General features: G+C 58.0%; 25 protein-coding genes and 3 pseudogenes. 13 read left to right on the top strand and 15 right to left on the bottom strand.

Translation table 11 applies throughout. From position 1 onward, the window contains the following. Positions 1-29: 29 nt before the first annotated feature. Positions 30-698: an RNA polymerase subunit sigma-70 gene (locus ACV7GQ_RS18490; protein ID WP_470313218.1), complete on the top strand. Its 669-nt coding sequence runs from the start codon at positions 30-32 to the stop codon at positions 696-698. Between the two features lie 196 nt (positions 699-894). On the opposite strand, the gene ACV7GQ_RS18485 is transcribed toward ACV7GQ_RS18490, so the two are convergent. After that, a complete protein-coding gene (locus ACV7GQ_RS18485) occupies positions 895-1,725 on the bottom strand; it encodes a type IV toxin-antitoxin system AbiEi family antitoxin domain-containing protein (RefSeq protein ID WP_470313217.1) in 831 nt (276 codons plus the stop codon). A gap of 376 nt (positions 1,726-2,101) precedes the next feature. Between ACV7GQ_RS18485 and ACV7GQ_RS18480 the strand changes: the two genes are divergently transcribed. Beyond that, positions 2,102-2,434, top strand: coding sequence for a hypothetical protein (locus ACV7GQ_RS18480; RefSeq protein ID WP_470313216.1), 333 nt, complete (start codon positions 2,102-2,104; stop codon positions 2,432-2,434). 132 nt (positions 2,435-2,566) lie between these two features. Then, positions 2,567-3,772, top strand: a complete 1,206-nt coding sequence (locus ACV7GQ_RS18475) for a hypothetical protein (protein ID WP_470313215.1) — start codon at positions 2,567-2,569, stop codon at positions 3,770-3,772. A 3-nt stretch (positions 3,773-3,775) separates the two neighbouring features. Here ACV7GQ_RS18475 and ACV7GQ_RS18470 read toward each other — a convergent pair whose 3' ends face one another. Next, positions 3,776-4,357: a hypothetical protein gene (locus tag ACV7GQ_RS18470; protein ID WP_222609067.1), complete on the bottom strand. Its 582-nt coding sequence runs from the start codon at positions 4,355-4,357 to the stop codon at positions 3,776-3,778. 350 nt (positions 4,358-4,707) lie between these two features. Between ACV7GQ_RS18470 and ACV7GQ_RS18465 the strand changes: the two genes are divergently transcribed. Then, positions 4,708-5,490, top strand: coding sequence for an HFX_2341 family transcriptional regulator domain-containing protein (locus ACV7GQ_RS18465; RefSeq protein WP_225935443.1), 783 nt, complete (start codon positions 4,708-4,710; stop codon positions 5,488-5,490). An 85-nt stretch (positions 5,491-5,575) separates the two neighbouring features. Here the strand turns inward: ACV7GQ_RS18465 and ACV7GQ_RS18460 are convergent, their stop codons facing one another. From ACV7GQ_RS18460 to ACV7GQ_RS18450, 3 genes and pseudogenes are all read right to left on the bottom strand, one after another. Beyond that, positions 5,576-6,148, bottom strand: a complete 573-nt coding sequence (locus tag ACV7GQ_RS18460; protein WP_222609068.1) for a hypothetical protein — start codon at positions 6,146-6,148, stop codon at positions 5,576-5,578. Next, positions 6,145-6,510 carry a hypothetical protein gene (locus tag ACV7GQ_RS18455; protein ID WP_222609069.1) on the bottom strand — a complete coding sequence of 122 codons (366 nt, stop codon included), beginning with the start codon at positions 6,508-6,510 and terminating at the stop codon, positions 6,145-6,147. Before ACV7GQ_RS18455 ends, ACV7GQ_RS18460 begins: the two co-directional genes overlap by 4 nt. Before the next feature lie 87 nt (positions 6,511-6,597). Further along, positions 6,598-6,884: pseudogene (locus ACV7GQ_RS18450) on the bottom strand (DUF8158 family protein); the annotation flags it as partial. A gap of 3 nt (positions 6,885-6,887) precedes the next feature. Here ACV7GQ_RS18450 and ACV7GQ_RS18445 point away from each other — a divergent pair. After that, positions 6,888-7,091 (top strand): annotated as a pseudogene (locus tag ACV7GQ_RS18445) (hypothetical protein); the annotation flags it as partial. 349 nt (positions 7,092-7,440) lie between these two features. On the opposite strand, the gene ACV7GQ_RS18440 reads toward ACV7GQ_RS18445, so the two are convergent. Continuing rightward, positions 7,441-8,874 carry a Cdc6/Cdc18 family protein gene (locus tag ACV7GQ_RS18440; RefSeq protein WP_222609070.1) on the bottom strand — a complete coding sequence of 478 codons (1,434 nt, stop codon included), beginning with the start codon at positions 8,872-8,874 and terminating at the stop codon, positions 7,441-7,443. 812 nt (positions 8,875-9,686) lie between these two features. Between ACV7GQ_RS18440 and ACV7GQ_RS18435 the strand changes: the two are divergent. Further along, a pseudogene (locus tag ACV7GQ_RS18435) lies at positions 9,687-9,827 on the top strand (cell division control protein Cdc6); the annotation flags it as partial. Between the two features lie 29 nt (positions 9,828-9,856). Here the strand turns inward: ACV7GQ_RS18435 and ACV7GQ_RS18430 are convergent. Next, a complete protein-coding gene (locus tag ACV7GQ_RS18430; protein ID WP_470313214.1) occupies positions 9,857-10,180 on the bottom strand; it encodes a DUF6788 family protein in 324 nt (107 codons plus the stop codon). Positions 10,181-10,315: 135 nt separating this feature from the next. On the opposite strand from ACV7GQ_RS18430, the gene ACV7GQ_RS18425 reads away from it, so the two are divergent. Beyond that, positions 10,316-10,858, top strand: coding sequence for a hypothetical protein (locus ACV7GQ_RS18425; protein ID WP_222609072.1), 543 nt, complete (start codon positions 10,316-10,318; stop codon positions 10,856-10,858). Positions 10,859-10,874: 16 nt separating this feature from the next. On the opposite strand, the gene ACV7GQ_RS18420 is transcribed toward ACV7GQ_RS18425, so the two are convergent. Further along, a complete protein-coding gene (locus ACV7GQ_RS18420; RefSeq protein WP_222609073.1) occupies positions 10,875-11,288 on the bottom strand; it encodes a MarR family winged helix-turn-helix transcriptional regulator in 414 nt (137 codons plus the stop codon). Positions 11,289-11,356: 68 nt separating this feature from the next. Then, a complete protein-coding gene (locus ACV7GQ_RS18415) occupies positions 11,357-12,175 on the bottom strand; it encodes a hypothetical protein (RefSeq protein ID WP_222609074.1) in 819 nt (272 codons plus the stop codon). Positions 12,176-12,403: 228 nt separating this feature from the next. Between ACV7GQ_RS18415 and ACV7GQ_RS18410 the strand changes: the two genes are divergently transcribed. Together ACV7GQ_RS18410 and ACV7GQ_RS18405 are read left to right on the top strand one after the other, a co-directional pair. Next, positions 12,404-13,075, top strand: a complete 672-nt coding sequence (locus tag ACV7GQ_RS18410) for a helix-turn-helix domain-containing protein (protein WP_470313213.1) — start codon at positions 12,404-12,406, stop codon at positions 13,073-13,075. After that, on the top strand, positions 13,072-13,767 hold the full coding sequence (locus ACV7GQ_RS18405; protein ID WP_470313212.1) for a hypothetical protein: 696 nt from the start codon (positions 13,072-13,074) through the stop codon (positions 13,765-13,767). Before ACV7GQ_RS18410 ends, ACV7GQ_RS18405 begins: the two co-directional genes overlap by 4 nt. A gap of 123 nt (positions 13,768-13,890) precedes the next feature. Here ACV7GQ_RS18405 and ACV7GQ_RS18400 read toward each other — a convergent pair whose 3' ends face one another. The 4 genes from ACV7GQ_RS18400 to ACV7GQ_RS18385 all read right to left on the bottom strand — a co-directional run bounded on the left by ACV7GQ_RS18400 (position 13,891) and on the right by ACV7GQ_RS18385 (position 16,992). Then, positions 13,891-14,820 carry an ArdC-like ssDNA-binding domain-containing protein gene (locus ACV7GQ_RS18400; protein WP_470313211.1) on the bottom strand — a complete coding sequence of 310 codons (930 nt, stop codon included), beginning with the start codon at positions 14,818-14,820 and terminating at the stop codon, positions 13,891-13,893. Between the two features lie 408 nt (positions 14,821-15,228). Next, positions 15,229-15,576 (bottom strand): DUF8013 domain-containing protein, encoded by a 348-nt coding sequence (locus tag ACV7GQ_RS18395; protein ID WP_470313210.1) that lies wholly within the window; start codon positions 15,574-15,576, stop codon positions 15,229-15,231. A 75-nt stretch (positions 15,577-15,651) separates the two neighbouring features. Beyond that, the gene (locus ACV7GQ_RS18390; RefSeq protein ID WP_470313209.1) at positions 15,652-16,653 is read right to left on the bottom strand and encodes a DUF6610 family protein; all 1,002 of its coding nucleotides are present in this window, start codon (positions 16,651-16,653) and stop codon (positions 15,652-15,654) included. A 123-nt stretch (positions 16,654-16,776) separates the two neighbouring features. Continuing rightward, positions 16,777-16,992, bottom strand: a complete 216-nt coding sequence (locus ACV7GQ_RS18385) for a DUF8129 domain-containing protein (RefSeq protein WP_470313208.1) — start codon at positions 16,990-16,992, stop codon at positions 16,777-16,779. A gap of 131 nt (positions 16,993-17,123) precedes the next feature. Here ACV7GQ_RS18385 and ACV7GQ_RS18380 point away from each other — a divergent pair, with 131 nt between their 5' ends. Beyond that, the gene (locus ACV7GQ_RS18380; RefSeq protein ID WP_470313207.1) at positions 17,124-17,330 is read left to right on the top strand and encodes a heavy-metal-associated domain-containing protein; all 207 of its coding nucleotides are present in this window, start codon (positions 17,124-17,126) and stop codon (positions 17,328-17,330) included. Here the strand turns inward: ACV7GQ_RS18380 and ACV7GQ_RS18375 are convergent. Further along, complete coding sequence (locus ACV7GQ_RS18375) at positions 17,327-19,603, bottom strand: heavy metal translocating P-type ATPase (RefSeq protein WP_470313206.1); 2,277 nt, start codon at positions 19,601-19,603, stop codon at positions 17,327-17,329. The genes ACV7GQ_RS18380 and ACV7GQ_RS18375 overlap by 4 nt on opposite strands. A 131-nt stretch (positions 19,604-19,734) precedes the next feature. Here ACV7GQ_RS18375 and ACV7GQ_RS18370 point away from each other — a divergent pair, with 131 nt between their 5' ends. Both ACV7GQ_RS18370 and ACV7GQ_RS18365 read left to right on the top strand, forming a co-directional pair. Beyond that, the gene (locus ACV7GQ_RS18370; RefSeq protein ID WP_470313205.1) at positions 19,735-20,289 is read left to right on the top strand and encodes an ArsR/SmtB family transcription factor; all 555 of its coding nucleotides are present in this window, start codon (positions 19,735-19,737) and stop codon (positions 20,287-20,289) included. A gap of 46 nt (positions 20,290-20,335) precedes the next feature. Continuing rightward, entirely contained in the window at positions 20,336-21,055 is a 720-nt protein-coding gene (locus ACV7GQ_RS18365; RefSeq protein WP_470313204.1) for an SDR family NAD(P)-dependent oxidoreductase, read from the top strand. A 106-nt stretch (positions 21,056-21,161) separates the two neighbouring features. Here the strand turns inward: ACV7GQ_RS18365 and ACV7GQ_RS18360 are convergent, their stop codons facing one another. Beyond that, the gene (locus ACV7GQ_RS18360) at positions 21,162-21,809 is read right to left on the bottom strand and encodes a cysteine hydrolase family protein (protein ID WP_470313203.1); all 648 of its coding nucleotides are present in this window, start codon (positions 21,807-21,809) and stop codon (positions 21,162-21,164) included. Between the two features lie 210 nt (positions 21,810-22,019). Here ACV7GQ_RS18360 and ACV7GQ_RS18355 point away from each other — a divergent pair, with 210 nt between their 5' ends. Then, positions 22,020-23,003, top strand: a complete 984-nt coding sequence (locus ACV7GQ_RS18355) for a glutathione S-transferase family protein (RefSeq protein ID WP_470313202.1) — start codon at positions 22,020-22,022, stop codon at positions 23,001-23,003. Positions 23,004-23,048 lie beyond the last annotated feature (45 nt).

The raw sequence follows: 23,048 nt of genomic DNA, 5'->3' as shown, positions 1-23,048 counted from the left end.
ACTGTTACCGGATTATTGGTAACCACCAGATGTATGAGGTGCTCGACGACACCGCGGCGCAGGTCATCCTCACCATCGAGAGTGGTGACTCCATCCGTCGTGTCGCCCAACACCTCCACACGCCGTACGAGACGGTGAGACAGGCCGTCAATCGGCTGGAAGACGCAGGCTACGTTTCCTATGACGACGGCCTCACTGTCGTCGACGAGCGCGTACGCGACGCAGCACTCGAGCTCGTCGCTGCCAGCGCCGGCGTCAGTCCACCCTCCATCGAGGAAACATACGTCATCCCACAGTTCAGTGACTGGCCGTTCGCGTTCACGCGGATCGACGCCGTCTACGTGTGGACTCAGGGCGGCTACCAGGTCGGTCGCGAGCCCGACGACTATCCACTATTCCTCGCTGTTCGTGAGCAGGACGTCGACGCCTGGGAGTCGTTTTTCGAATCGTTCGACCTCCCGACCGCATTCGAGCGCCGGTCCCGTGAGGAGCTGGATGGATCGCTACAGGTCGTCCTCGAGCCACGCGCGTCACTCGACATCGAGCACGTTGAAGGCTACCCGGTGATCCCGAGAGCCGAGACGATCGAGTATATGCGCGAGAACTACGCCCAGTTCCAGTCGGGGCTGGCGATGCTTGACCGAATGTACGAAGACCTCGATCTTGACGTTGCCTACCGTAAAACCGAGCGTACCTAGGCAGATACGCAAATCGTACGAGACTTTATCGGTCGACAGGGCCAAGATTCGCTTGACCAATGAGTCTGGACGACGCGGTTGAAGAAGCTCTCGCAACATACGGGATGTCGCGGAGCGAAGAGGCTGAGGAAACCGGCCGAATAGTCTCGGCGCTCCAAGATTAGCGCACGCCGTTTACTCGAGATTCCGGATGGAATCAGGATTCCATCGACCCGAATCTCTCCCGGTCGACGTTGATTCGGAGACGATACTCACTGTCGTAGCTTCCCTGTTCGCTTCGCGTTGGGTCGAGCAGCGAGTACCCACTCGTGAATGACTCGAAGAGCGTCTCACGCGTCGGTAGGTCGATACTCAGCTGGTCTGCCAAGTAGACGATCCGCTTGGTCGCAGCGCCATTGTCGAGTCGCTGGAGGTACTCACCGACCGTCGTCCACGAACAGTCCCGATCGTCCGCGGCGACCATCGCCTGTGCGAGTTCGCAGATGCCACCACCGAACTCGGGATGGTCGGCACAGTCAACGAGCGTCTTTTCCACGTCTGCGACGTTCACATCGGTGCCCTCGATGGACGTCGGCTCATAGCCGAAGAATTTGCGCTCGGTGACCGTCACGACGTGATAGGGGACGCCGTGGATCTCCCGACTCTGGGCTCGTGTCGGGGTGACGACGTACACCGTCCGGGGCACTTGTTCGGTCAGCCAGTGGTGCTCGAGGGCGCTGTAGTAGCCGACGTACATCGGCTCGGCGACATGCGAGGCGATAAGATATTCGTGCGTCGTATACCTGCCCTCTTCACCGGCCGCGAGCGGGATGATGAGGTATCGACCGGGGAACAGTCGGTCCAGCCATCCTTTCTCGGTGAGCCGGGAGGCGATCTCGCGGGCGGTATTCGGGGCGACCTCTAGGGTCGTCTCGATGTCGTCGACGGAGATGATCTGGTTGCCCGCGCCAGCGAGTCGTGAGAGAAGTCGGCTCTCACGGGTGGACAGTCCCTGTCGTATATTTTGCGTGTCTTGTGAGTCGTTCATCCCTGCACTTTAGACATAGACTATGAAAACGAGCGGGGCTTCAACATTGCTCATCCGCAATTTGGCTGGATAGAACGCTTTCGCAGAAAAAGAAGCTGAGTCAGTCAGTACTGCTCGACGTCGATAACTTGTTTCGTCTCCCCATAAGCGAGATCCCCATCCCCGGAGACGACTGGCGCGTCTTACTTTGGTGTCTGTCTCAACGGGCAGAAGCCGGACTGAGATGACCTGTAGGCCGATGGGACTCCAGTCAGAACGTCATTCTATTCGTTCGAGCATGGATCTCGTCTTCACGGCGCTTCTACAGAGGATGATTTAATTACGCACAGCGAACCATTACACAAGCAAAATGTCGAATTCAACTGACCCTGCTGCCGTGGCTCGCGATATTGAAACCGGTGACAAGGTACGATTCCATTTTGACGGGAGCTTCAGTACGCACCAGTATCAACCAAGCTCTCCGTTTGAAACTGAAGTCTCGCTATCGTTGTCTCTCCCTGACAGCGAAACAGAGAACCCGACGACTCGAATTGATGTTCAACCACCAGCTGGCGACCAGAAAGCTGACACCTACTTTTTTGAGCTTATCACACCCGCTACCAAGGATTCATTCGTCACTCCGCTCCGAGCAGAAAAGAAGGAAGACGGGCACAAATCTGAGTGGGGAATCAACGGCATCGAGCGGCTTGAGAACCTCTCCCAGCCATAATCCTGTTGCTCAATCCTTGGGCTGACGAGGTTCTCTTGATATCTTACCAAATCTTGGGAACAAAATAGCACAAATTGTTTGGTAAGAGCAGGAAGCGTTGGTTTATCGGATTACCATCTCAATCAGTCGATAATGGACGTGAATGAGGACCCTCCCTTTGTGAATTCTCCTGAACATCTCGACCCCTCTGAAGTCCATCGCCGAGATGAGAAACTCCAACGCGGGAATCACTCCCTCGCTCACTCTGACCACGATGAGATTCTCTCTTCTCTCCTTCAGACGATTCGCACGAATGGGACTCGCCGGACGCTAACACAGTTCTATGTCCACAATCTCCTTCGGATGAGTCTATTGCGGCACGGAGATCAAAGTCGCGCAACATCGAATCCGACTGGCCTAGAGCTCTCACCGCAGCAAGATCCTGGTCTCCCACCGCGACTCGTCCAGTTCGGCGTTGGTATTACCCTCCAGACGGATACTGAAACGATCGATCCACAGTCGTTCGAGCAGATTGCGACATACCTCCTCGAACTCAAGAACTGGTACGCTCGGCAGGGTAGCTCACACCTCCCACTCGACTCACCGATGGCGGATCCGTACTTCGGGATGGTGTGGCGTGAACTCACGACGCTGCGTCACGCAGATGGTTTTCAAATGCTCGAAAAAGCGTACCGCGCATACAAACCCTGGGAGCAGGAGATGGAGGAGCTTCTCGGCTTTTCCATTGAGGACGCCGTCTACTATACCCGTGAACTCACGGATTGGATTACACCGAGATTAGAGGGACAGGATACGAAGGTCGCAAGGTGGTCGCCCTCACTGCTAGATTTCCCTCAGAAAGCGATTGATCTCACGGACGAGGCGGTGTGGGTGTCCGACGAGACTCTTGTGGACTGGTGCGACGACAGCCCACGCTTCCAAAATTTCCTCGATCGACTAACCGTCGAACCAGGGACTGTTTCCGGATTTCGAACGCCGGTAGATGTGAATCCACTAGAGCGAGCGCCATTCGTCCGAACTGGTGATGAGTACTTGCTTCCCCTTCCCCGTACCGTTCTCTATGCTCTCGCCAACACCTTCTACTACGATTTGATCGATTCGGAGTATCAGGGCGAATTTCAGTTGCGGTTCGGTGACTGGCTCGAGGAATGGACTAAGGATTGTCTCTTGAAGGTCTTCTCAGAAGATGATATCATTCGGAACTACACCGCAGCCACGAGACGCGCAGCGTGGGTCGCGGGGCGTCGAGCGGCCGAGGGCTTTCCTAATCGGTTGCTTCCGGACTCAAAACCACATACGAGAGTCTATCGACGCAGCTGTCTCAACAGTAGGGCGTAGGCCCTACTCGTCGTCGTCCTTTGCGTCTTCGACCTTCTCGAACACCACAGCGTACGCCTCCTGCGTGAAGCGATACTTGCTGGGGTCAGAGTACGGTTGAAGAACAGTTCGACCGACGACCTCGTTCACTTTCGCCTTGACCTCGTTGAAGTCGTACGGGTTGTCGACTTCCTCGAGGAGGTCTCGAGTGATTCCTTCGCGGTCGCAGACCTGGGCTACCAGCGTATGCAGCGCGCTGGTGTCTCCGAACGGGGCCGCACTTCTGGTGTCACGGTCTGCGTCGTACTCGACATCCAGGATGATCGGGTTTCGCCCACCCTGGTACTCCAGTACGAGATAGCCGTCGTCGACGAGGTCGTTCAGGAGGCGAGTATACTTGAGAGAAGTGAGTACTCGCTCCTTGTCGTCGATGGCCTCCTCAACGTCGTCTGCGTCCTCTACGTCGTCGCGGAGCGCGGGACGCTCGAACGTCTGTGGCCCATGGACGTGGGCGATCGTCTTTGCAACTCGCTGTCGTGCCGTGGTGAGTTCATCCCACGGTGTGTGTTCTGTGTCGTCGGATGGAGTGTCCGAAGTCGAACTCATACCTCAGATGCTCGCCGCCTAAGCGAAGGGTAAGGTATATCATTAGGGCCGCCAAAATCCAGGCCAAGCCCAATACCCCACCCACCGTAAGGGCCCCAAACCCCTTGACGGCGGAGCGAAGGGGTGGCTGATGGGCGAGCCGACACCGTCCTCCATGCCTGCCTGGCAGCACTCATGGAGGGAATCATTCTGTCGTCGTATCGTTCTATTAGATCGGGGTCCCCGACGTTTTCCGTTGGTACGTTAGTCGCACATAAAAACCTTATCCGTACTTCCGTACTATCGTACCGAATGGTCCGATAGTATGGTAGTAGCATAACTTTTTGTGTAGCACAGTAGTAATGCCATCTATGGGGCTGAACGTTCCTGACCGAGTCCACATTATGCCGGTTGGATACGAGTACGAACGTCTCGTTCAACCAGCCGAGGAATTCCGTGCTGATAGAGTCGTGCTGATTGGACACGAGGAAGACCAAGAAGGCGACGAGGGCGACGAACATCTACAAGCAGCTATCAATGCGCTTGAAGACCGTGGAATCGAGATCGAACCGAAAGAATGCGATATCTTTGACCTCTATTCCTCAATGGGGACGATTGCTGAATCCATTTCCGAACACCAAAGCGACGAAATCTACGTGAATGTTTCAACCGGCAGCAAGGTTACAGCGATCGCTGGGATGATCGCCTCAATGGTTTTGGAATGTACGCCATACTATGTGCGAGCTCGTGATTACGAGGATGATCCTGACGATATTCGGGGGACGACTGAGTTACCGACGTATCCGATTGATGCACCCGATTCGGAGCAAGTAGATGTGATGCAATTCATTGAACGTGTTACCGAACGAGAGGGACCTCCAACGAAAGGAGATGTGATCCATTTCAGCGAACACCTGAACCTGGACTACATTTCGCGAAACGTCGCTGGAAAAGGCAAATACCGGCTGTTAGATGCTCATATTGTTGAGCCGCTTAAACAGCGAGGCTACATCGCCGAATCAAAGCAGGGTCGAAATAAGATCCTTACCCTTACTGAGGATGGTCGCGCAGCCCTGGAAGCGTTTAGATGGTTGATTGACCGAGATATCGACTGGGACGAAATTGAGGATGTTGTAGACAAAGAGAGCGAATAACTCCTCCTGATATTGACTATAGGTATTTCTATAGGAATAGCTAAACCATAGGGCAGTACAACAACCTACAGCCCACGAAACTGAACTACTCCTCAAGGCGGTCTCGGACTTGGGCAACGTACGGACTGGTATCCCAGCTTCGATGCGGACTAATCACGGAAAGCAGCGTCCTCGCCGCGTCGTCGGTCAGATGGCCGTTCCGGGCGTACTCACTGATGAGCCGCGGTGTCGGCACGATCCGTGGTCCCTGTAGCACCGCGTGGATAAGCGGGAAATTCGTCCCGCCGAACTCGTCGGTGAGAAAGCCGTCGACGTCACGTGTGTTCGCGAGCACGATCCCGTCGGTTTCGCCGTCGTCGAGACCGAACGTCGGCCGCGAGTCCGGGGTTTCGGTACGCTCGTAGGGATCCTCGACGGCGTAGAAGTCACGAGCTGCGAGCACGTTCGTCGCTGCGGCGCCGTGGATATCCTGATACTGGGTAAGATCCTGAAGTTCGGTGACAACCTCCGGAGGCACGAACACGTCACAGGAGGTGAGCAGATACTGGAGCGGGTCGGGCTCGATGGCAGTATCGTACGTGTCGTCGGCCCGCGGTACGGCCAGACTGACCAGTGCGCTCGTATCAGCGACGATCGTCCGCAGTCGCCGCTCACTCATCGCTCGTCGGCAGTAGTGTCAACTGTCACCGCGTCTTCACCATAGATGTCGACGTCCTCAGGGGCCGCGAGATCAAGTGGCTCGTCGTCGAGGTCCGCCTTGAGCAGCCGCAGCCGCTGAGCAGTTTCGGCGCCGACCAGCTGCTTGACGGTCTCGAACTCCAGCTGGTCGTCGTAGTACTTCGTCGCGACCAGCTCTTGGAACGTCTCGCTGTCGGCGGTTTCCTCGATATATTCACGGATGGCCTCGACAAGCAGGTCCGTCCGATCCTTATCGAAGAGGTCAGCAATCGCGTCAAGCCGGTCGACGAGATACTCCGGGGACTGGAAGTGAACGCGTCGCGGCTCGTCACTCGAACTCATTCTATGTGCATATCTTGCACATAGAGTGATAACCATTTCGGCGTCTGCACACAGCTTGCACATCGAGGGGTGAAATCAAGAATCGTCCTATCGTGCGTTCAGCTCTTCAAGCACCTGGACAGCCGTTGTCCCGATTCGAACGCCGTCGATGTTGTCGACGTCGAGGCCCGCCGTCGCAGTTCGAAACGGATAGGCGTCGACGAGTACTCGCTGGATAATGGTTCAGACAGTCTCAGAGCCATATCTGTCGACGACAGTCGCCATCGCTTCGTCCAGGTGGGCGTCTTGGTGGTCCTCCCGTGGTGGCCGTTCGAGGACGAGTTCGACGACGTTATCGACCGATTGGTGTCAGGGTTCCCAGTACGTTCCCGAACATGTACGTGGTCGTCGACGACGAGAAATCCTCACGAGACTGTGTCGCGCTCGCCCACGAAGCGATCGAGACCTATGACGCCGCGTACTATGAGACTCAACTCGTCAGAGCTGTCGAGAGCGTGCTGTCTCCCCTGGGGTGGGATCGGACCGTTATTCGACGGAAATTCGATGAAACTCGTGTCCGCGGAATCACGGACTGGACCTGACCAGCCCCCGTTTTTCGAGTTGTAAATGGGATAGGGGTACGGTGGACACCCCTATTTCGTGTTGTAAGACACCCCTATTTCGTGTTGTAAATATGCCGCATACGCCCTCTACAGCCCATCTATCCGGTATTCTAGCTTCACGGACGATGTCCACAGTTGCCTACTCGGAACGAAGGCAGCTGCGGATCGCGATGAGCATCCACTTGTGAGTACATCGCAAAAACACACCCCCCTATTTCGAGTTGTAACGCGAACGGCCGCTTCTGTATCGAAGATCGATATCCGAGACACACCCCTATTTCGAGTTGTAAACGAAAGGGGGGTCAAATTGGAGGCCTCAGTAGGGACTCTAGTTCAGGAACCCGTTCATTTTCGATTTCGCGATAGAGCGCATCATCTCTTCTTCTTGTTCCAGGTTAGCAAAACGATCGTCCTCTAGGATTCGTTCCATAATCGACTCAGGGTCTTCAGCGAGGTCGAAGTGCATGTGGATACCTTTTCCCCGTCCTCGGCCACGACGGTCGAACTCAAGGATGCCATAGGTCGCCTGTTCAGTAACATGGTTCACGAAGGTTTCTCGGCCATAGGAATCAGCTCCGAGAGTGTCACAGACGAACTGGTAGAGGCTGTAGGAGGGTCCGGCCGGAATCCAGTCCACACTGGCATTTGAGTAGTGGTCTGTCGCAGCAACGGCGAAGATACAGAGCTTCTTTTGCGTCGAGAGTCCACCGATATGCCGTAATTTCCGATCGGAGTCATATCGGTCCTGGGCAGTCCGGACGTGTGATTCTTCGACACGCTCGTCTCCCTGTTTATCGGCTAATTCCCCGGACCACCGAAGCAGATCGATAGCCTTCCGTGCATCACCGTGCGTCTGAGATCCGAACGCGGCGACGAGTGGGACGACGTCATCCGCGAGCGCCTCAGGCTTGAAGGCGTCTTCACGATTGCGGAGGATATGTCGAAGCTGCGTTGCGTCGTAATCCTCGAAGAAGATCTCGTCTGGATTGAATGAACTATTCGCGCGACTATTGAGATCAGACATGAAATCGACGTAGTTGGTTATCGCAGTGACGGAAACGGGGCCATCAAACCGGCCGAGGTCTCGAGCCCGCGAGAGTTGGTAGAGGAGTGAATTATATTCTGGTTCCGAGTATGGGCCGTCGAGCATGTCGACCTCGTCTAAGACGAAAATTACGCCGTCATAGTGTTCGCGCATGATTTCCCACAGGCGCTCGAGTTTCTGGTCTGTCGAGACCCCACTCTCGGGAACTCCCGGTTCTTCATCGATATTTGCCGTCGCTTCTTGAATGAGACGATAGACTGCACGACTGGTCGTACCTGGGCCCTCGCAGTTTATTGAAAACACACCGAACCGCATTCCCTGAGCCTCACTCAGCTCGACGATTTTCTTACAGACAGCATGGATAATCAGGGATTTCCCCGTTCCAGACGGCCCAGTCAGCAACATCTCCGGAATGCCGTGGTTCTGGAGAGCGGGTTTGAGATTTGTGATGACGGTCTTCAACTGCTCATCGCGACCAACGATCCGATCTTCGTCGATTATCGTATCCGGACGAACCAAATCCTTGTTTTCGAAGACAGTCTCAACAGATTCAGATTGGAGCTCGTCCATAATCGAGATCCCGCTACCAGAATCGTCGAGCGTAGTTTGACTGCTGGTAGACTCCTCGGAGTTACTCTCTCCGTGCTCTCCGGGAACCTCCGTTATAGATTCAGACTGTTCCGTCTGGTTATCTGTAACCGGCGATTCATCACCCATACCCCAATCCTCTGGGGGCCTACTATAAATAAGTAAAGGCAACCTATTTCGATTTGTAATCTCGAAGATTCACCCGGTGGAGTTACTGAGTCGGCAGTCTCCTCATTCTAAGTGTCGAACCGATTTCGATACAGAGACGCACCCCTATTTCGAGTTGTATAGTCGTGTCAAATATTAAATTGAATCTAGCAACACACCCCTTTTTCGAGTTGTAACGGATTGGGGGCTTCTAACACGGTTTCGAGATATTCTCGACGCCCAGTCGTGTCATATCAATAGTATTGGTCGGAAGTAGTTCAGCCCACCCGTCGAGAACCCACCCAAGAGAAGTCACGAACCATCCTCGAAGACCAGCTTGACCACTACTCCACGGGAGAGTCCCCACACCCCCACCCCTTTTTCGAGTTGTAACAGAACAAGGGTGGGGTGGGGAGAGAAAGCCGAAGAAGGCACAAACAACTCGAATAGCCGGTTTTAGAGGTATCACGCCTCCTTACCACGAAATTCTACATAAGACTATAAGATAGGAACCTTTATATCCTATGGTAGCAAACAACATCCGCATTAGGTGATTCTCACGAACGATACGTAAGGAAGCTTACGTATCCGTGAGTAGTAGGATCGACATGGGTTTGTTCGAGGAACACCGTAAGAATCGCTGTTTGAAGCTCTCTACCGCAGATTCGTGGTGTTTCGATCTCGTCTAACAGCTCATCTGTCCCTCCCGCTGTTGTGCGTTACAACTCGAAAAAGGGGTGGGGGTGTCACCCACCTCTCGAGGCAGGGTCTCGCTCGAGTTTAAATACCAATTCATTACCTACCTACGACCTGCACTCCAAGGGGATCGTCCACTAAATATGCTCCTCTACAGCCCGTCAGGGACGGGGAAGTCGCTCATCATCAACGCCGTTTGTCAGCAGGTTCTCGAACCCGCGAATCCACAGAGTGACCGATCTACCACGAGTTGTCGGCAGAGTTCGTCTTATTCGTCGGGATTGACTGGCGATTTATATTTTGACTTGATTTTTTCTCCCTCCCGCCACTGCCAGTAGTAGTATCGGTTGTCGTTGATCTCCTTGATCGTGATTGTGGCTTTCGACGGGACGGCGTCCGGGAGATCATTCGGCCGATCCTCGATCTCGTCCTCCTCCGATTCTTCCTTGAGGCGGGCCTCGCGAGCTTTGTGCTCGGCCAGTTCCTCGGCGTAGCGGGCAACGTGCTGGAGCTGGTCTGGGGAGTATCCGTTGAGCGTATCGACAATGTCTGTCGGGAGTTCCGTTGGCGGCGTCGGTGGTTCGTAGGACATTGGCCGTTCTGCGTTAACCAACACTGGTGGTAGGAACATAGTTTTGTTGGTTAAATTTGTCCAGATTCGATTTCTCTCCCGCTCGGTGACAACGCGGCCGATGATTTACGGTTGAGGGCCTAAAACCGATAGCTAATGTCGAATGGGCTGGGAGCCGGTTTCTTCGGGTTAACGCTCTTGGCGATCCTCCTGGGACTGGCTGCGGTCCTCTCCCTAATATTGATCGGTGTGGTCGGGTTTCGACGACGGACAGGAACCGTCCCCCAACTCCTCAAATACGTCTCGATTGCCGTGCTCGGCGGCGTCCTTCTGGTTGCTGGGTTTGGCGTGCTGGCGATGTACGATGAAGCAGTCCTCCTCGCCGTCCTATTCTTGACGATCGTCTTCGTGCCGCTCGCCGCAGTCGGCATCTACCTGCACCAGACAACCGAGCTAACCCGGGTGGATGCCCTTGTGACCACCGGCTTAGCGTGGAGTCTCCCGTTCGTAATCGGTGTGGGCGTCACGTTCGGCCTCACGATTGGCGTCAGTTCGACGTTTGATCTGGCACCCGTCGAGTCACAACGGCTGGTGGTGGTCTGGATCGCCATGCTCGTCGGTGGGGCTGTCATCGTGATCGGTTCGGTTTTCCTCGGCAAGTACCTCAGTCAGTCGTTCACCCCGCCACGCCCCGTGTGACTCCTGCGATAGTGAGTCACGTCTCGCCGGGACGTGGCGCGTTCTCGTACTTGACCATCTTCTCGGGCTTGTCGGAAATCAACTCGTAAATTTGCTGGAGCGTCTCCTCCGCGGCGAGCAGATTGTGCTCTTCCAGGAACTTGCGTCCCGCCTCGGTGAGCCCGTAAAACTTCCAGGGGTAGCCCTGTCGGCGCTGGTCATCGTCCAGGGCGACCTCCGTGACGAACCCGGCGTCGATGAGCTTCTGGATGTGCTTGTAGACCGTGGCCTCGCTGACGCTCGGGTTGAGTTCCTCAAGTTCGTACATCGAGGGGAGCTGCTGTGGATGACCGAGAATATCGCTGATGAGCGAAAACCGCGTCTGTTGAGTCACGAAATGGACGAGGTCCCGTGTTGCCGATTCGGTTCCGTTCCCCAACCGACTGTCCATATCTTTGCGTTCAACGGGGAGCGGCAAAGTAGTTTACTCTCGACTAAACTACCCGAGGATCAGTGACGCTATGACCTCGAGGGGAGGCGCCCATCAGGTCGTGGGACCCGCCCCCGCTTGATCTCCTGATCGACTCGCCGGAGGTGTTTACAGCCGCCCTCGGGCGTACGCTTCCGCCAGTCCGGACACGTACACGACTCGCTTATTACGTCGACTTCATACCAGTTCCCAGACGCTGACTGAACGTCGTACTTACCGCCTTTTTCGAGCAACGAGACGTTCATCTCTTCGTCGACAGCACGTCTGGTTCGAGGCTCGAGATCGTCCTTCGGTGTCGAATGCTCTGCGATGACCATCCGGTCGCGAACGTCGCCTGTTCGTCCCCCATCTGGCGCAACGGTGGCCGTGGGCCCCCGAATCTGATTCGCAAGCAAGGCCTCGACCGGATGCCCCTCCGGCCACAGGTAGTGGACTTCCCGCCGTTCGCGATGATCGTAGGAGCCACAGGCGGCAGCGCTCCCAGTCCAGACACGCCACGCCCCGAGTGCTGCCATCACGTCGACGATGACTCGCGGAACAGCCTCGTACTCGTCGGGGTAGAACATCCGGAAGCGAGTACACTCTTCCTGCGGCGGAACCGTCTCCCACCACTCGACGTCGTCGTCCCAGCTCTCGTACATCGCCTTGTCTTCCCCGTATCCGACAGTCACGCCGTCAATCTGCGGTATCTCCACCGATGTTTCGTCAGCCTCGTCTTCGAGCAGCCGAAGAACAGCGTACCGGAGATACTCGTGTTCCGGATGGTCTGATGATTGGGCGACCTGCTCGTGGTGCTCTGCGACTCGCTCTGCCTCGTCGAGAACGGTCGTTAGATATCGGTCGGTCATGGGTCGGTGGAGACGGGAGTGCGCCTCCGCCCCTCGGCGGGCGCTGATAGACTTAACCAACGAATAGCGGCCAATAGAATTCCCTGTTGGTTAATTCATCTCTGCTCAAATGCTGAGCCGGATCGGATTACCGGAGCCAAGAATAAGATATCTGTATAAAGATAATTCTACAGGGAATACGGGGGACAAGACTAATACAGTTAGATGTGATACCGATAACTAGCGATGATGGAGTACGTCGACGAGACCGCGGCGAAGATCATGGTCGCGGCCCGACCGGGCGACTCGATCCGTCGGGTCGCCCAGAAGATCGACGGCTCCTACTCGTGGGTGTACGACTGGATCGAGCGGTTGGAGGACGCAGGGTTCATCCGACGTGAGGACGGCGTCTACATCGAGAATTACGCTGTCAGGGATCGCTACTACGATCTCGTCGCGGCCATCTCTCGCGCTGTTCCCCCCTCGATCGACGAGGGCTACGTCATTCCGCACTTTGCCGGGATGCCCTTTGCGTACACGAAAATCGACGGCGTCTACGTTTGGACCCACGGTGGCTATCAGATCGCCCGCGGCCACGACGACTATCCCATCTTCATCCAGGTCGCCGACCAGGATGTTGAACGTTGGACGGCGTTCTTTGATGAGTTCGGGATTCCGAGCCGGATCGAAGAACGACCGGACGCGACCGACTCCGACGCGACCGTCTCGTACGTGTTGTTCCCGACGAGTGGGGGCATCACTCGCGAGTGGGTCGACGGCAATCCGGTTATTCCGTTGGACGAGACGATCGAGCACATGTTGGAGTACCGGGTGAACTACGAGCCGGCGTTGGAGATGATCGCCGACGAGTACGACCGCGATATCGACGCGTCCCACGAGGATCCGCGTTTGAATGCATGAGCCTCGGTGAACGCGAAGACGAACTACTGGATACGCTGGAGGCAGTTATTGCAGCTGACCTGCCGTACGTGCTCGTCGGTGGGTGGGCGATCGCGGCGTTCAATCAACGCTTCACGACGGACGTCGACGTCGTCATTCCGGCACAAGCGGTCGACGACTACACTGACCTTCTCACCGACCGTGGCTACGAGAAAACGGCCGGTGTCGAGCGAAACGAGCTCTACGAGGGCCGTACCATCAGGTTTGAGAAGGACATCGGGAATCCGGTTCGGTTCGACGCGATGGTGGACGCGCTGGGCTGTCGCCAGACGGAGGCCGAGTGGTCGTATCGCTATCTGGCCCAGCACTCTGTCACCGAGGAACTGCGAACCGGGCGCCCGGTAACAGCCAGGATTCCGGAACGGGAGTTGCTGTTCGCGGTGAAACTCCACAGTGGCCGCAAGGCAGACTCCCGGGATCTGGTGGTGCTGGCTGCTGGCGCGGATTTCGACCGCATCGCGACCCATCTGCATCGCGGAGAATCTGCGAAGCTCACTGGTCGCATCGAGACTGTCCTCGACCGACTCACGTCGGAGAATTTCGCGGACGCATTCAAAGGGGTCTTCGAACAGCAAACGGTTCCCGACCAGGATATCGATGCCGTCGTCGAGTTCCTTCGTGACCAGCAGCGCCGAATCGATTCTGAACGATAACATCGACTGTCGATGGGTATGTCTCGGGACCGATCGAAACACGCAGGGTCGGACGTCGAACGAATTAACCAACAGAGTGGGATAGTACCCCCAGATGTTGGTTAACAGCCGGGGAAGGCGTGTTCAGCCCTCTACAACTGTGTCGATTATCTCTTGCGCGGTCGAACTGATCCGGCCGAGACGCTCCTGAATGCTCTCCGGATCGTCGTCCTGCCACGCGGCAAGATAGAACGCTGACCCGCTCGTATCCAGGTTGAAATACCGTCCGACGATGTACGCAACGGCTTCCGCTTCGACCTCGCGTTTTGCGCGCACGGGCTCGTCGTCGCCCTCGAAATGGAGCAGCGCGTGGGCATACTCGTGAATCAGCGTCACCGCGAGATCGGCCTGATTTGAGCGGGCTTTCGCTTCGACGACGGGCTGGCCCTCGTGGAGAGTCCGGTGTTTGCAGACGCCTTTCGCGTCGCCATGCTCCCACTCAGCAGCGTCGACGACACGGACGTCGATATCGAGCGTAGTTGCTGCATTGAGGAGTGCTGGTACCAGGTCGTCGGCGTTACCAGTGGCCTCGGTTTCCAACTCGGGGAGCGGTTCGCCCTCGGTTTGAGACACATCGAAGACTGCCGTTGGTTTGAATCCAACCAGTCCTTTGGACCACTCCTCGGGCGGCGTCTCGTCATAGTCACAGTCGCTTTGCTCGTGGTAACTCGGTGAGTTCTCGCACTCAGGGCACTGCTTCGTAATAATGGGTGCCCAGATCCAGATCGCCTGTTCGCCCTCTTGGACGTGCCGGTCGAACTCCGACCGCCACGTATTGTAGCCCGCTACGCGGGTTGCCTCGGGACACTGGAGCTTGATCAAGAGGGTGTTGCGATGGGAGTAGTCGTGGAACCGGGACTGGACATCGAGCCACTCCTGGAACTGTTGGCTGGCTTTTGCCTCGTCGACGTCTGCGACGAGCTCGTCGATCCAGTCTTCGATGGTACTGTGCATCTCGTCGTGTCGGGTGTCGGTCTCCTCGAACGAGATCCCCGACTCACTGGCTGTCATCATGGATTGCATCACATCGAGTACGACGACGTCTCCGAGAAGTCAGGACGCGCCGCACCCCTCGGGGGCGCACAATAAACGACGGCGCGACTGCGGGGTTTATGTTAGGGTTGCTATCGGAGGCTGGGATTAACAACCAGTGCGACACAATCACCGGGAGAATGGGTCTCGTCGAAACGCTCCGCGGGGTCGTTGGGACTCGCACGTCCAGCCCGTCTACCCTGTATGAGTGCCGACACTGCGGAACGACCCTTTCCGAGGACGCCGAAACGTGTCCGACCTGTGGTGGAGAAGACGTTGCATGTTACCGGTTCTAAGTAACATACCACCTATCTAACAGGTTGCGGTCAGGCTCGTTTCTGTTCGAGATAGTGTCCGGTCAAACACCCCGTAGTGTCAATGGGGGATCGGTTATCGAAGCGCTGCCTTCTCGTCAGCGAAACCGATCGTGACGAGATACTCGAGGAATGCATCGAACTGGTCGACGTCGCTGGGTGTATCCGTCGCGAGGTGTCGTGCCCACTCGATCGCCCATTGGAACACGGGGTCGGTCCCGCCTTTGCCATGTATATACCACCAGCGGGCGGCCTTCAGGACGACGAGCGGATTCGTCGGCGGTTGCTCGCTTGCGAGTCCACGAGTGATCGACCGGATTTCCTCGGGTACTTCAGTGGAGTCGACCTCACCTGATTGGGTGTTCGATACGTCGACTGGAATATCGTCGATCGAGACATCGTTCGGACGCTGTTGTTGACTCACGGAAAATCACCTTCTCGGAGGACTTTCTGGATCGAGCCCTCGCCCTCTCCGGGGCGCGAAAAACCACTCGTGGCGTCACGCCGGCGGAAGGTACACGCTCTGCTCGCCGGCAATCTCCTCGAGGTTGTTCCGATGGCGATGTGAAAAGTAGCACTCGTAGCTGCAGTACCCGCAGACCACGCCGGTATCATACTCAGCGATGAAGGGACCGCGCCGAGTCGTCCAGACGTTCGCTTCGCATTCGGTACACGCAGCACTATCGAGATCGCTCGGTGACGGTCCCTCGTACTCGATTTCTAGGGTGTCGTTATGTGGTGTTGAATCGGGCCAGACACCGTGAGACTGCCAGAAGGCCTTGATGCGGGCGAGACTGTGTCGGACTGTCTTCCGAACTGTGACGTGGGAGGCGTCACGGCCGCTATCATCCCAGCCGTCAGCCGTCCAGAACTCCCCGAACTGCGCGCCGCGATGCAGCCCGTTCCAATCGAGGCCGACGATGTCGGCTGGCGGATCATCGGTGAGTGTCGGCCGGGTCAGCAGTCGAATGGCATCGAGCTGCTTGGGCGGACTCCCGCCGAGGATGTGGACGCGCCGCCCTCTCCAATCGGCTGGGTCGGAGAACTCGTGCGCCAGGCGGTCGGCGTACCCCCGTGAATAGCCGAGGATGATATCATCTGGGATCGCGTCAATCACCGCCTGTGATTTCGGGACGATGATGACCTCGGCATCGGGAAAGCTGTCTTGAATCTCACGAGCAGCAGCGACGTGGGCGTCAACGTCAGTAGGTTCGTAGATGTCGCCGATGACACCGACCTGTGGCTCGTACTCGAAGAACCGTTCGACGAATCGATCCAGATCGGGATTCCGGAAGTCGTTGTCGAGCATCCCGACGGGGAGGGTGAGATTCTGATATTGGGTCTCCTGATACCCGCAGTCCTCCCGAAAGCCGGGAAGGAAACCGAGCTTATAGGCATCCAGAGTGAACGGCGCTCGATGGAGGAACGCCACAATATCGGCTTGTCTGGCGGCAGCGATGTCGCTCGCCGTGCTGGCGCTGAAGCTCAGATCGAGGGACATAATTGGAGTCACGAGGCCGCTGTTGGCCGCCCCGCGCCCCTTCAGGGGCCTGAAAAACCGAGGCGCAGTCTGTTAACCAACAACAGGGAAACTCATGCGGGGACTGTTGGTTAACAACGGGACTTACTCTTCGTCCTCACGCAGCTCTTCAGCCTTCCATTTGAGCCGGCGCAGAATCTGCGTTCGGTTCTGGTGGGCGTTCTCGTAGGAAACACACTCCTGAAGGGCTTCCATATCCGGGATCGTCGCGATACCGGCCTTGATCAGGCGCGTGTTCGGTGCTTCGAGACGCTTCTTGGGTGGGAATTCGTCGCTCTCTTTGTCGTCAATGGTTCCCATTCGAAAAGCCTCCACCCCTTTGGGGCCGACACAAACAACTCTCCGGACGATAACGCCCCCTCTCTAATAGATATACTACCGGTATAACAGCTACCGTAATGGTCATCCCCCGCGAGTGTTTACAGGCCCGTATGGAGAGAAAGACGATCTCCGTCACCGGGATGTCCTGCAATGGGTGCGAACAGAACGTGGAGACCGCCCTGCGAAACCTCGATGGTGTGAATCGGGTCGAGGCCGACCACGACGCTAACACGGTCGACGTGGTCCTCGAGGATGGGGTCTCCAACGACGACGTGAACGCGGCAATCGAACAGGCTGGATACGACGTAGAGGCCTAATCAGCCGCCGCTCGACCGTCTCTCACGTCACCTTCTGTGCGTTCGTCGAGGGCGAACTCGGTGTTGACACCCTCACCGGAGAGGAGTTGACCAGCGAAGCTGTTGGCGAGAACGGCCGAGACGGACAACACCATCGCGAGCATCGCGAACACCGGGTGTACGAGCCCGGTCGTCGCGGTGGCGACGCCGACGCCGTTGAACATGAAGGCCGTCACGAGATTCTGACGAGTCTTCCGATAGCTCTCGTTCCCGATCTCGTAGGCGTCCATCACGCCGCCGAGCCGGTTGCCCATCAGGACGATATCCGCTGACTCAATGGCAATATCGGTCCCTGCGCCGATGGCGATTCCGATATCCGCCTGCGTGAGTGCGGGGGCGTCGTTGATGCCGTCTCCAACCATCGCGACGCGGTGGCCGGTATCCTGTAGTCGGCCGATTTCCTCGCGTTTCTCGTCAGGGAGGACGTCAGCCATAACCCGGTCGATGCCGACCTCCTCGGAGACTGCATTCGCGGTACGTTCGTTGTCCCCGGTGATCATCACGGGCGTGATGCCGGTGTCGCGCATCCGCTGAACAGTCTCGGCGGCATCGGCTTTGATTTCGTCGCCGATGCCGATCAGGCCGATGAGGTCACCGCCACGGACGACCCCAGAGACGGTGAGGCCGCGGCCCTGGAGTCGCTCAATATCGTCGTCTCCTTTCGACAGGTCGATCCCCTCGTCGCTGAGCCATCCCGGTTTCCCGACCAGCACGTCATCGCTGGCCACGGTTGCCCGGACGCCCTTGCCAGTCACGGAGTCGAAGGCATCGGGGTCAGCGTACTCGACATTTTGCTCGTCGGCGAACTCGAGGATCGCATCGGCGAGAGGATGCTCGGAGAACGCCTCTGCACTGGCCGCAGTCGTGAGTACATCCACCTCGTCGGCACCGAACGCGACGACCTCACTGACGGCGGGTTCGCCGACGGTAATGGTGCCGGTCTTGTCCAACACGATGTGGTCGACGTCCGGGAAGATCTGGAACGCGTCGCCGGAGCGCATCAGGATGCCACGGTTCGCGGCCTTCCCACCGCCCCGGATGAGGGCGAGGGGAGTCGCCATCCCGAGGGCGCACGGATAGCCGAGCACGAGGACGGCCAGTGCTGCGAACGCCCCGCGCTGGACGTTTGGATCTGCCCCCCATGCGAGCGGTGCAACCACCCAGAAGAGGAACGACAGACCGGCAATCGTCAAGACACCTGGGACGAAGTACTTGAGGACGCGGTCGGCGAGCTGGATGATGCCGGGTTTCATCGCCCGCGCCTCCTCGATCTCGCGGGCGACCTGGTTCAGGAACGCGTCCTCGCCGGTTGCTGTTACCTCGATGAGCAGCATCCCGGTCTCGTTGACGCTACCGCCGATCACCTCGTCGCCTTCGGTCTTCTCCTCGGGGATGGACTCACCGGTGGCGACCGACTCGTCGACTGTGGATTTGCCCTCGACGACCTCGCCGTCGACAGGGATGTTCTCGCCGGGCTTGACCCGGACGCGATCACCGACGTCGAGGTCGTCGACAGGGACCTCTTCGACACCACCGTCATCACTGACGCGGCGTGCCGTGTCGGGCTGGAGGTCGAGGAGACTCTGGACGGCCTGTGAGGCGCGCGTGCGGACGATGAGGCTGGTGTACTCCGAGAGGATGTGGTAGGTGGTGATGAACACGGAGACGGCGAAGAAGTGGACGGTCGGGAAGCCCGGAAACACGAACAGGCCAAGCAGTCCGCCGAGGAGCCCTGCGAACGCGCCCGCTTCGAGGAGAACGTGCTGGTTCAGAATCCCACGACGGAGACTCTGGAACGCCTTCTGTTTGATATATCGTCCGGGGCCGAACATCGTCTCGAGTGCCAGCCCCAGCGTCACCAGATCCATCCCGAGCGATGCCGACTCGAAGCGTCCCATCGCGAAAATCATCCATCCCATCAGGGCAGCGACCACAATAGATGCGCCGCCTGCAAAGAGGAGGCGCCGCTTCCCGTCTGCGAGTTCGGCCTGCTGTTGCTCGTATCGCTTCGTCTTGTCCGGATCCCGAATAGTATAGCCGAGGTCCCGGAGCGTGTCCTTTACCTCGACCTCGCTCAGGAGGTCGTCGTCGTACTGGACGAGGACCTCTTCGTGGGCGAGACTTACGTCGACGTCCTCGACGCCGTCGGTGCGGCTGTAGGCCTTCTTGATGCTCTCGGCACAGAACGAGCAGGACATCCCCCCGACGTTGAATTGTTCGTGTGTCGCTCCCATCGTGGATGTTGCTTATCGCGCGACGCGGATAACCATTACGACAAACATAGTAGCGGTCTCGAAGTACTAATACCGCTGTCGGGAGTGTGGCGTTACTCTTACTGTCGTCGTCCGCTTACGTCGTCACAAGAATGGCGCTCCTCGAATCAGACGTGCCGATTCGCGAGGTCGTGACGACGGACCCGGAGAAAGCGAAAGCCTTAGAGAACGACGTCCGGGCGAAGATCCTCGACATGCTTGCTGCTGAGGAAATGACGATCGAGGAGATTCACGACGAACTGCACCGTCGTGGCGAGGAGAAGGCCGAGACGACGGTGCGCCACCACGTGAACGTCCTGAAAGATGCTGGGATGGTTGAGATCGCACGGCTCGAGGAAGCTGGTGGGGGGACGCGGAAGTACTACAAGTCGAACACTCGGGTCTTCTCGTACGACCTCCCGGAAAGCAGCACAGAGCAACTCGCTTCGGCTCAGGACACAACGACCGAGGAACTGGCTGCCCTGATCGAGACGCTGGCCGAGGAACACGGCGACGAGATTCAGGCCGTTGCTCGGGAAATGAAGCCGTGTGAATACTGCGAGACGCAGCACTACGAGGAGTTCGTCGTTCGGGAACTGCTCAATCGCGCGCTCATCGACCTCGGCGAGAGTGGCGAACTCGCTGCCCGGTTGTCGACCGACCAGTAGGCAGTCCGTCACCACGGCTTTGCCGGTCCGGTTCGTAGGCCGGCCCATGGCTCACACAGCAGTCATCGCAGGTGTCGGTCCAGGACTCGGTGAATCGCTCGCACGGAAATTCGCAGCTGAGGGCTGTCAGGTCGCACTCTTCGCTCGGTCGGCAGACTACATCAACGACCTCGCAGCGGATCTTCCTGACCCCGGTGAGGGGCTTGCCGTCCAGACTGATCTCACCGACGTCGATCAGATCCGAGACGGGTTCGAAGTAGTGCGCGATGAATTCGGGCCGGTCGATATTCTCGTGAACCACGCCAGTGCCGCCTCCTGGAAGGGACTCATGGACGTGGACGTTGCGGAATTCGAACGGGCGTGGGCGGTTAATGGGCGAGGGGCGTTCGTCTGCTCGCAGGAAGCCGTGGGCGACATGCTTGAGACGGGCGGTGGGACGGTCATTTTCACAGGCGCGACCTCTGCAGTACGGAGCCTCGGGGGCGCAATCGGATTCACGGCTGCGAAGTTCGCCGCCCGCGGCATGGCGATGGACATCGCCCAGGAGTTCGGCCCCGAGGGGGTTCACGTCGCGCACGTGGTCATCGACGGGCAGATCGACACGCCAGGCGTTCGTGACCAGTTCCCCGACCGGGAGGACGAGACGTTTCTCGATCCCGATGAAATGGCCGAGACTTACTGGCACCTCGTCGAACAGGACGACGTCAGTACACAGCCGTTCGAGGTCCACATCACGAACGGCCCCCAGAACTCCGAGTTCATTTGAACGCGCCGTCGGAACGCGACCCCGGCTTTCGCAGTATACACTCTGAGCCGGAACTGAGTGTGGATTCTATTTAAAAAGAAATCCCTGGTTGGATTCGACGAAGGGCCTACTCTGCGGCCTCGGTAACCGTGGACGCCGCCTGCTCCAGTCGCGGGACGACCTCGTCGGTCGTGGCGGTTTCGTGAGCAATGAACCCGTAGTTGGTCAGTGCGGCCTGCAGTGCCTCTTCGCCGGCTGCGGCCGTCGCGTCAGTGACGGTCAGGACTTCGAACCCGTTTTCGACGGCGTCCCGGAGGTGCGACTCGACGCAGAGGTTGGCGCTCATGCCGGCGAGAACGAGCGTATCGATGCCGCGCTGGCGGAGCTGCGTCTGGACGTCGTTGCTCCAGAAGCCCGATAGTTGCTTGTGCGGCGAGAGGACGAACGTGTTGTCGTCGGGCTCCAGTTCCGGCACGAAGTCGCTGCCGTCGCCGTCGACATCGAACATCCGGGTGTCGAACATGATCTGGTCGATGGTGTTGAGGTGCTGCCAGCTCTCGTACTCGGCGTCCTGGTACTCGTGCGGGGAGTAGATGACGGGGATGTCGCCCTCGCGCGCGGCGTCACGGAGGCGACGGAGCTTATCGACGACAGCGTTCTCCTCGACGGTTTCGCCGACCTTGTCCCAGACGACACTCTCCGGCTTCAGGAAGTCGACTTGTGGGTCAGTAATCAATACGGCGGTACTATCACTGTTGAGTTCGAGTTCAGACATAGTTACCTTCAGTAACCCTGTATGGGGTGTACCGACTTAATTATGGAGTAATATCGAGGTAAGTTACTTATGTGGCGGTAACTGCAACCGCGGTTCGTAGTTCGGAGACCCCCGGCTCGCCCGGACATCGCGCCGGTGTCCGTCCTGTCGAGGGACGTTGTAGTGTCTCCGAGCGGCAGGATTGTAAACGAGAAGCCCATCGGTCTGGGTATGGGCCGGAATATGCTCGTTGACGGGGAGTGGAAGACGGATATCGAACCGTACACCGACGAGAGTGGTGCGTTTGATCGGGCTGAAACCTCGTTTCGTGACTGGATTCGCGACGACCCGGAGAGCAGGTTCCAGCCGGCCGCCGGGCGGTACCACCTCTACATCGCGCGGAACTGCCCGTGGGCACACGGGGCCGCGCTGACGCGTCGCCTCGCCGGGCTGACTGATGTCGTCTCGATGGATGTCGTCGACCCGTGGCGCGAGGACGAGGGCTGGAAGTTCACCCCCGAGAAGGACGGCTGCACTCCCGACACGGTCAACGGCTGTGACTACCTCCGAGACGTGTACGTCGCAGCCGACCCCGAGTACACCGGCCGGGTGACCGTGCCGGTGCTCTGGGACCGCGAGCACGAGACCATCGTCAACAACGAGTCCATCGAGATCATGCGGATGTTCGCCACCGAGTTCGCCGACTACGGCGACGCGGGCCGCGACCTGTACCCCGAGGGCGACCGCGACGAGATCGACCGCATCATCGACGCCATCTACGATTCGATCAACAACGGCGTCTACCGGGCCGGCTTCGCCGAGTCGCAGGCCGCCTACGACGAGGCCGTCACCGACGTTTTCGACGCGCTGGATCACTGGGACGAGGTGCTGGCCGACCAGCGCTATCTCGCCGGCGACCGGTTGACCCTCGCGGACGTGCGCATATTCCCGACGCTGATCCGGTTCGACGAGTGCTATCATACGTCGTTCAAGTGCAACCGGCAGTACCTCCACCAGTACGACAACCTCTGGCCGTACCTGCGTGACCTCTACCAGACGCCGGGAGTCGCCGAGACCGTACGGATGGAGCACATCAAGGACGACGGCTACTACCAGGGGGAGATCACGCCGATCGGGCCGGGGCTCGATTACGACCAACCCCACGACCGGGATCGGCTCTCGAGTCTCGACGAGACCGCGGCCCGATCGTCGTAGGCCGGCTCCGAACGCATTTCAAAGGCGCGCCGATCGATCCATCTT

The organism is Haloarcula sp. MBLA0163, assembly GCF_055632435.1.
Note: the sequence above shows the minus strand (reverse complement) of the source record. Positions and strands in the feature narration are given on the sequence as shown.

Bases quoted from the DNA above. Each gene is read 5' to 3' on its own strand.
- ACV7GQ_RS18360 (WP_470313203.1), bottom strand. From the start codon at position 21,809: ATGTCTGAACTCGAACTCAACAGTGATAGTACCGCCGTATTGATTACT.
- ACV7GQ_RS18475 (WP_470313215.1), top strand. From the start codon at position 2,567: ATGGACGTGAATGAGGACCCTCCCTTTGTGAATTCTCCTGAACATCTC.
- ACV7GQ_RS18370 (WP_470313205.1), top strand. From the start codon at position 19,735: ATGGCGCTCCTCGAATCAGACGTGCCGATTCGCGAGGTCGTGACGACG.
- ACV7GQ_RS18405 (WP_470313212.1), top strand. From the start codon at position 13,072: ATGAGCCTCGGTGAACGCGAAGACGAACTACTGGATACGCTGGAGGCA.
- ACV7GQ_RS18465 (WP_225935443.1), top strand. From the start codon at position 4,708: ATGGGGCTGAACGTTCCTGACCGAGTCCACATTATGCCGGTTGGATAC.
- ACV7GQ_RS18440 (WP_222609070.1), bottom strand. From the start codon at position 8,874: ATGGGTGATGAATCGCCGGTTACAGATAACCAGACGGAACAGTCTGAA.
- ACV7GQ_RS18485 (WP_470313217.1), bottom strand. From the start codon at position 1,725: ATGAACGACTCACAAGACACGCAAAATATACGACAGGGACTGTCCACC.
- ACV7GQ_RS18455 (WP_222609069.1), bottom strand. From the start codon at position 6,510: ATGAGTTCGAGTGACGAGCCGCGACGCGTTCACTTCCAGTCCCCGGAG.
- ACV7GQ_RS18365 (WP_470313204.1), top strand. From the start codon at position 20,336: ATGGCTCACACAGCAGTCATCGCAGGTGTCGGTCCAGGACTCGGTGAA.
- ACV7GQ_RS18380 (WP_470313207.1), top strand. From the start codon at position 17,124: ATGGAGAGAAAGACGATCTCCGTCACCGGGATGTCCTGCAATGGGTGC.
- ACV7GQ_RS18355 (WP_470313202.1), top strand. From the start codon at position 22,020: ATGGGCCGGAATATGCTCGTTGACGGGGAGTGGAAGACGGATATCGAA.
- ACV7GQ_RS18390 (WP_470313209.1), bottom strand. From the start codon at position 16,653: ATGTCCCTCGATCTGAGCTTCAGCGCCAGCACGGCGAGCGACATCGCT.
- ACV7GQ_RS18400 (WP_470313211.1), bottom strand. From the start codon at position 14,820: ATGATGACAGCCAGTGAGTCGGGGATCTCGTTCGAGGAGACCGACACC.
- ACV7GQ_RS18385 (WP_470313208.1), bottom strand. From the start codon at position 16,992: ATGGGAACCATTGACGACAAAGAGAGCGACGAATTCCCACCCAAGAAG.
- ACV7GQ_RS18490 (WP_470313218.1), top strand. From the start codon at position 30: ATGTATGAGGTGCTCGACGACACCGCGGCGCAGGTCATCCTCACCATC.
- ACV7GQ_RS18470 (WP_222609067.1), bottom strand. From the start codon at position 4,357: ATGAGTTCGACTTCGGACACTCCATCCGACGACACAGAACACACACCG.
- ACV7GQ_RS18375 (WP_470313206.1), bottom strand. From the start codon at position 19,603: ATGGGAGCGACACACGAACAATTCAACGTCGGGGGGATGTCCTGCTCG.
- ACV7GQ_RS18430 (WP_470313214.1), bottom strand. From the start codon at position 10,180: ATGTCCTACGAACCACCGACGCCGCCAACGGAACTCCCGACAGACATT.
- ACV7GQ_RS18420 (WP_222609073.1), bottom strand. From the start codon at position 11,288: ATGGACAGTCGGTTGGGGAACGGAACCGAATCGGCAACACGGGACCTC.
- ACV7GQ_RS18460 (WP_222609068.1), bottom strand. From the start codon at position 6,148: ATGAGTGAGCGGCGACTGCGGACGATCGTCGCTGATACGAGCGCACTG.
- ACV7GQ_RS18410 (WP_470313213.1), top strand. From the start codon at position 12,404: ATGGAGTACGTCGACGAGACCGCGGCGAAGATCATGGTCGCGGCCCGA.
- ACV7GQ_RS18425 (WP_222609072.1), top strand. From the start codon at position 10,316: ATGTCGAATGGGCTGGGAGCCGGTTTCTTCGGGTTAACGCTCTTGGCG.
- ACV7GQ_RS18415 (WP_222609074.1), bottom strand. From the start codon at position 12,175: ATGACCGACCGATATCTAACGACCGTTCTCGACGAGGCAGAGCGAGTC.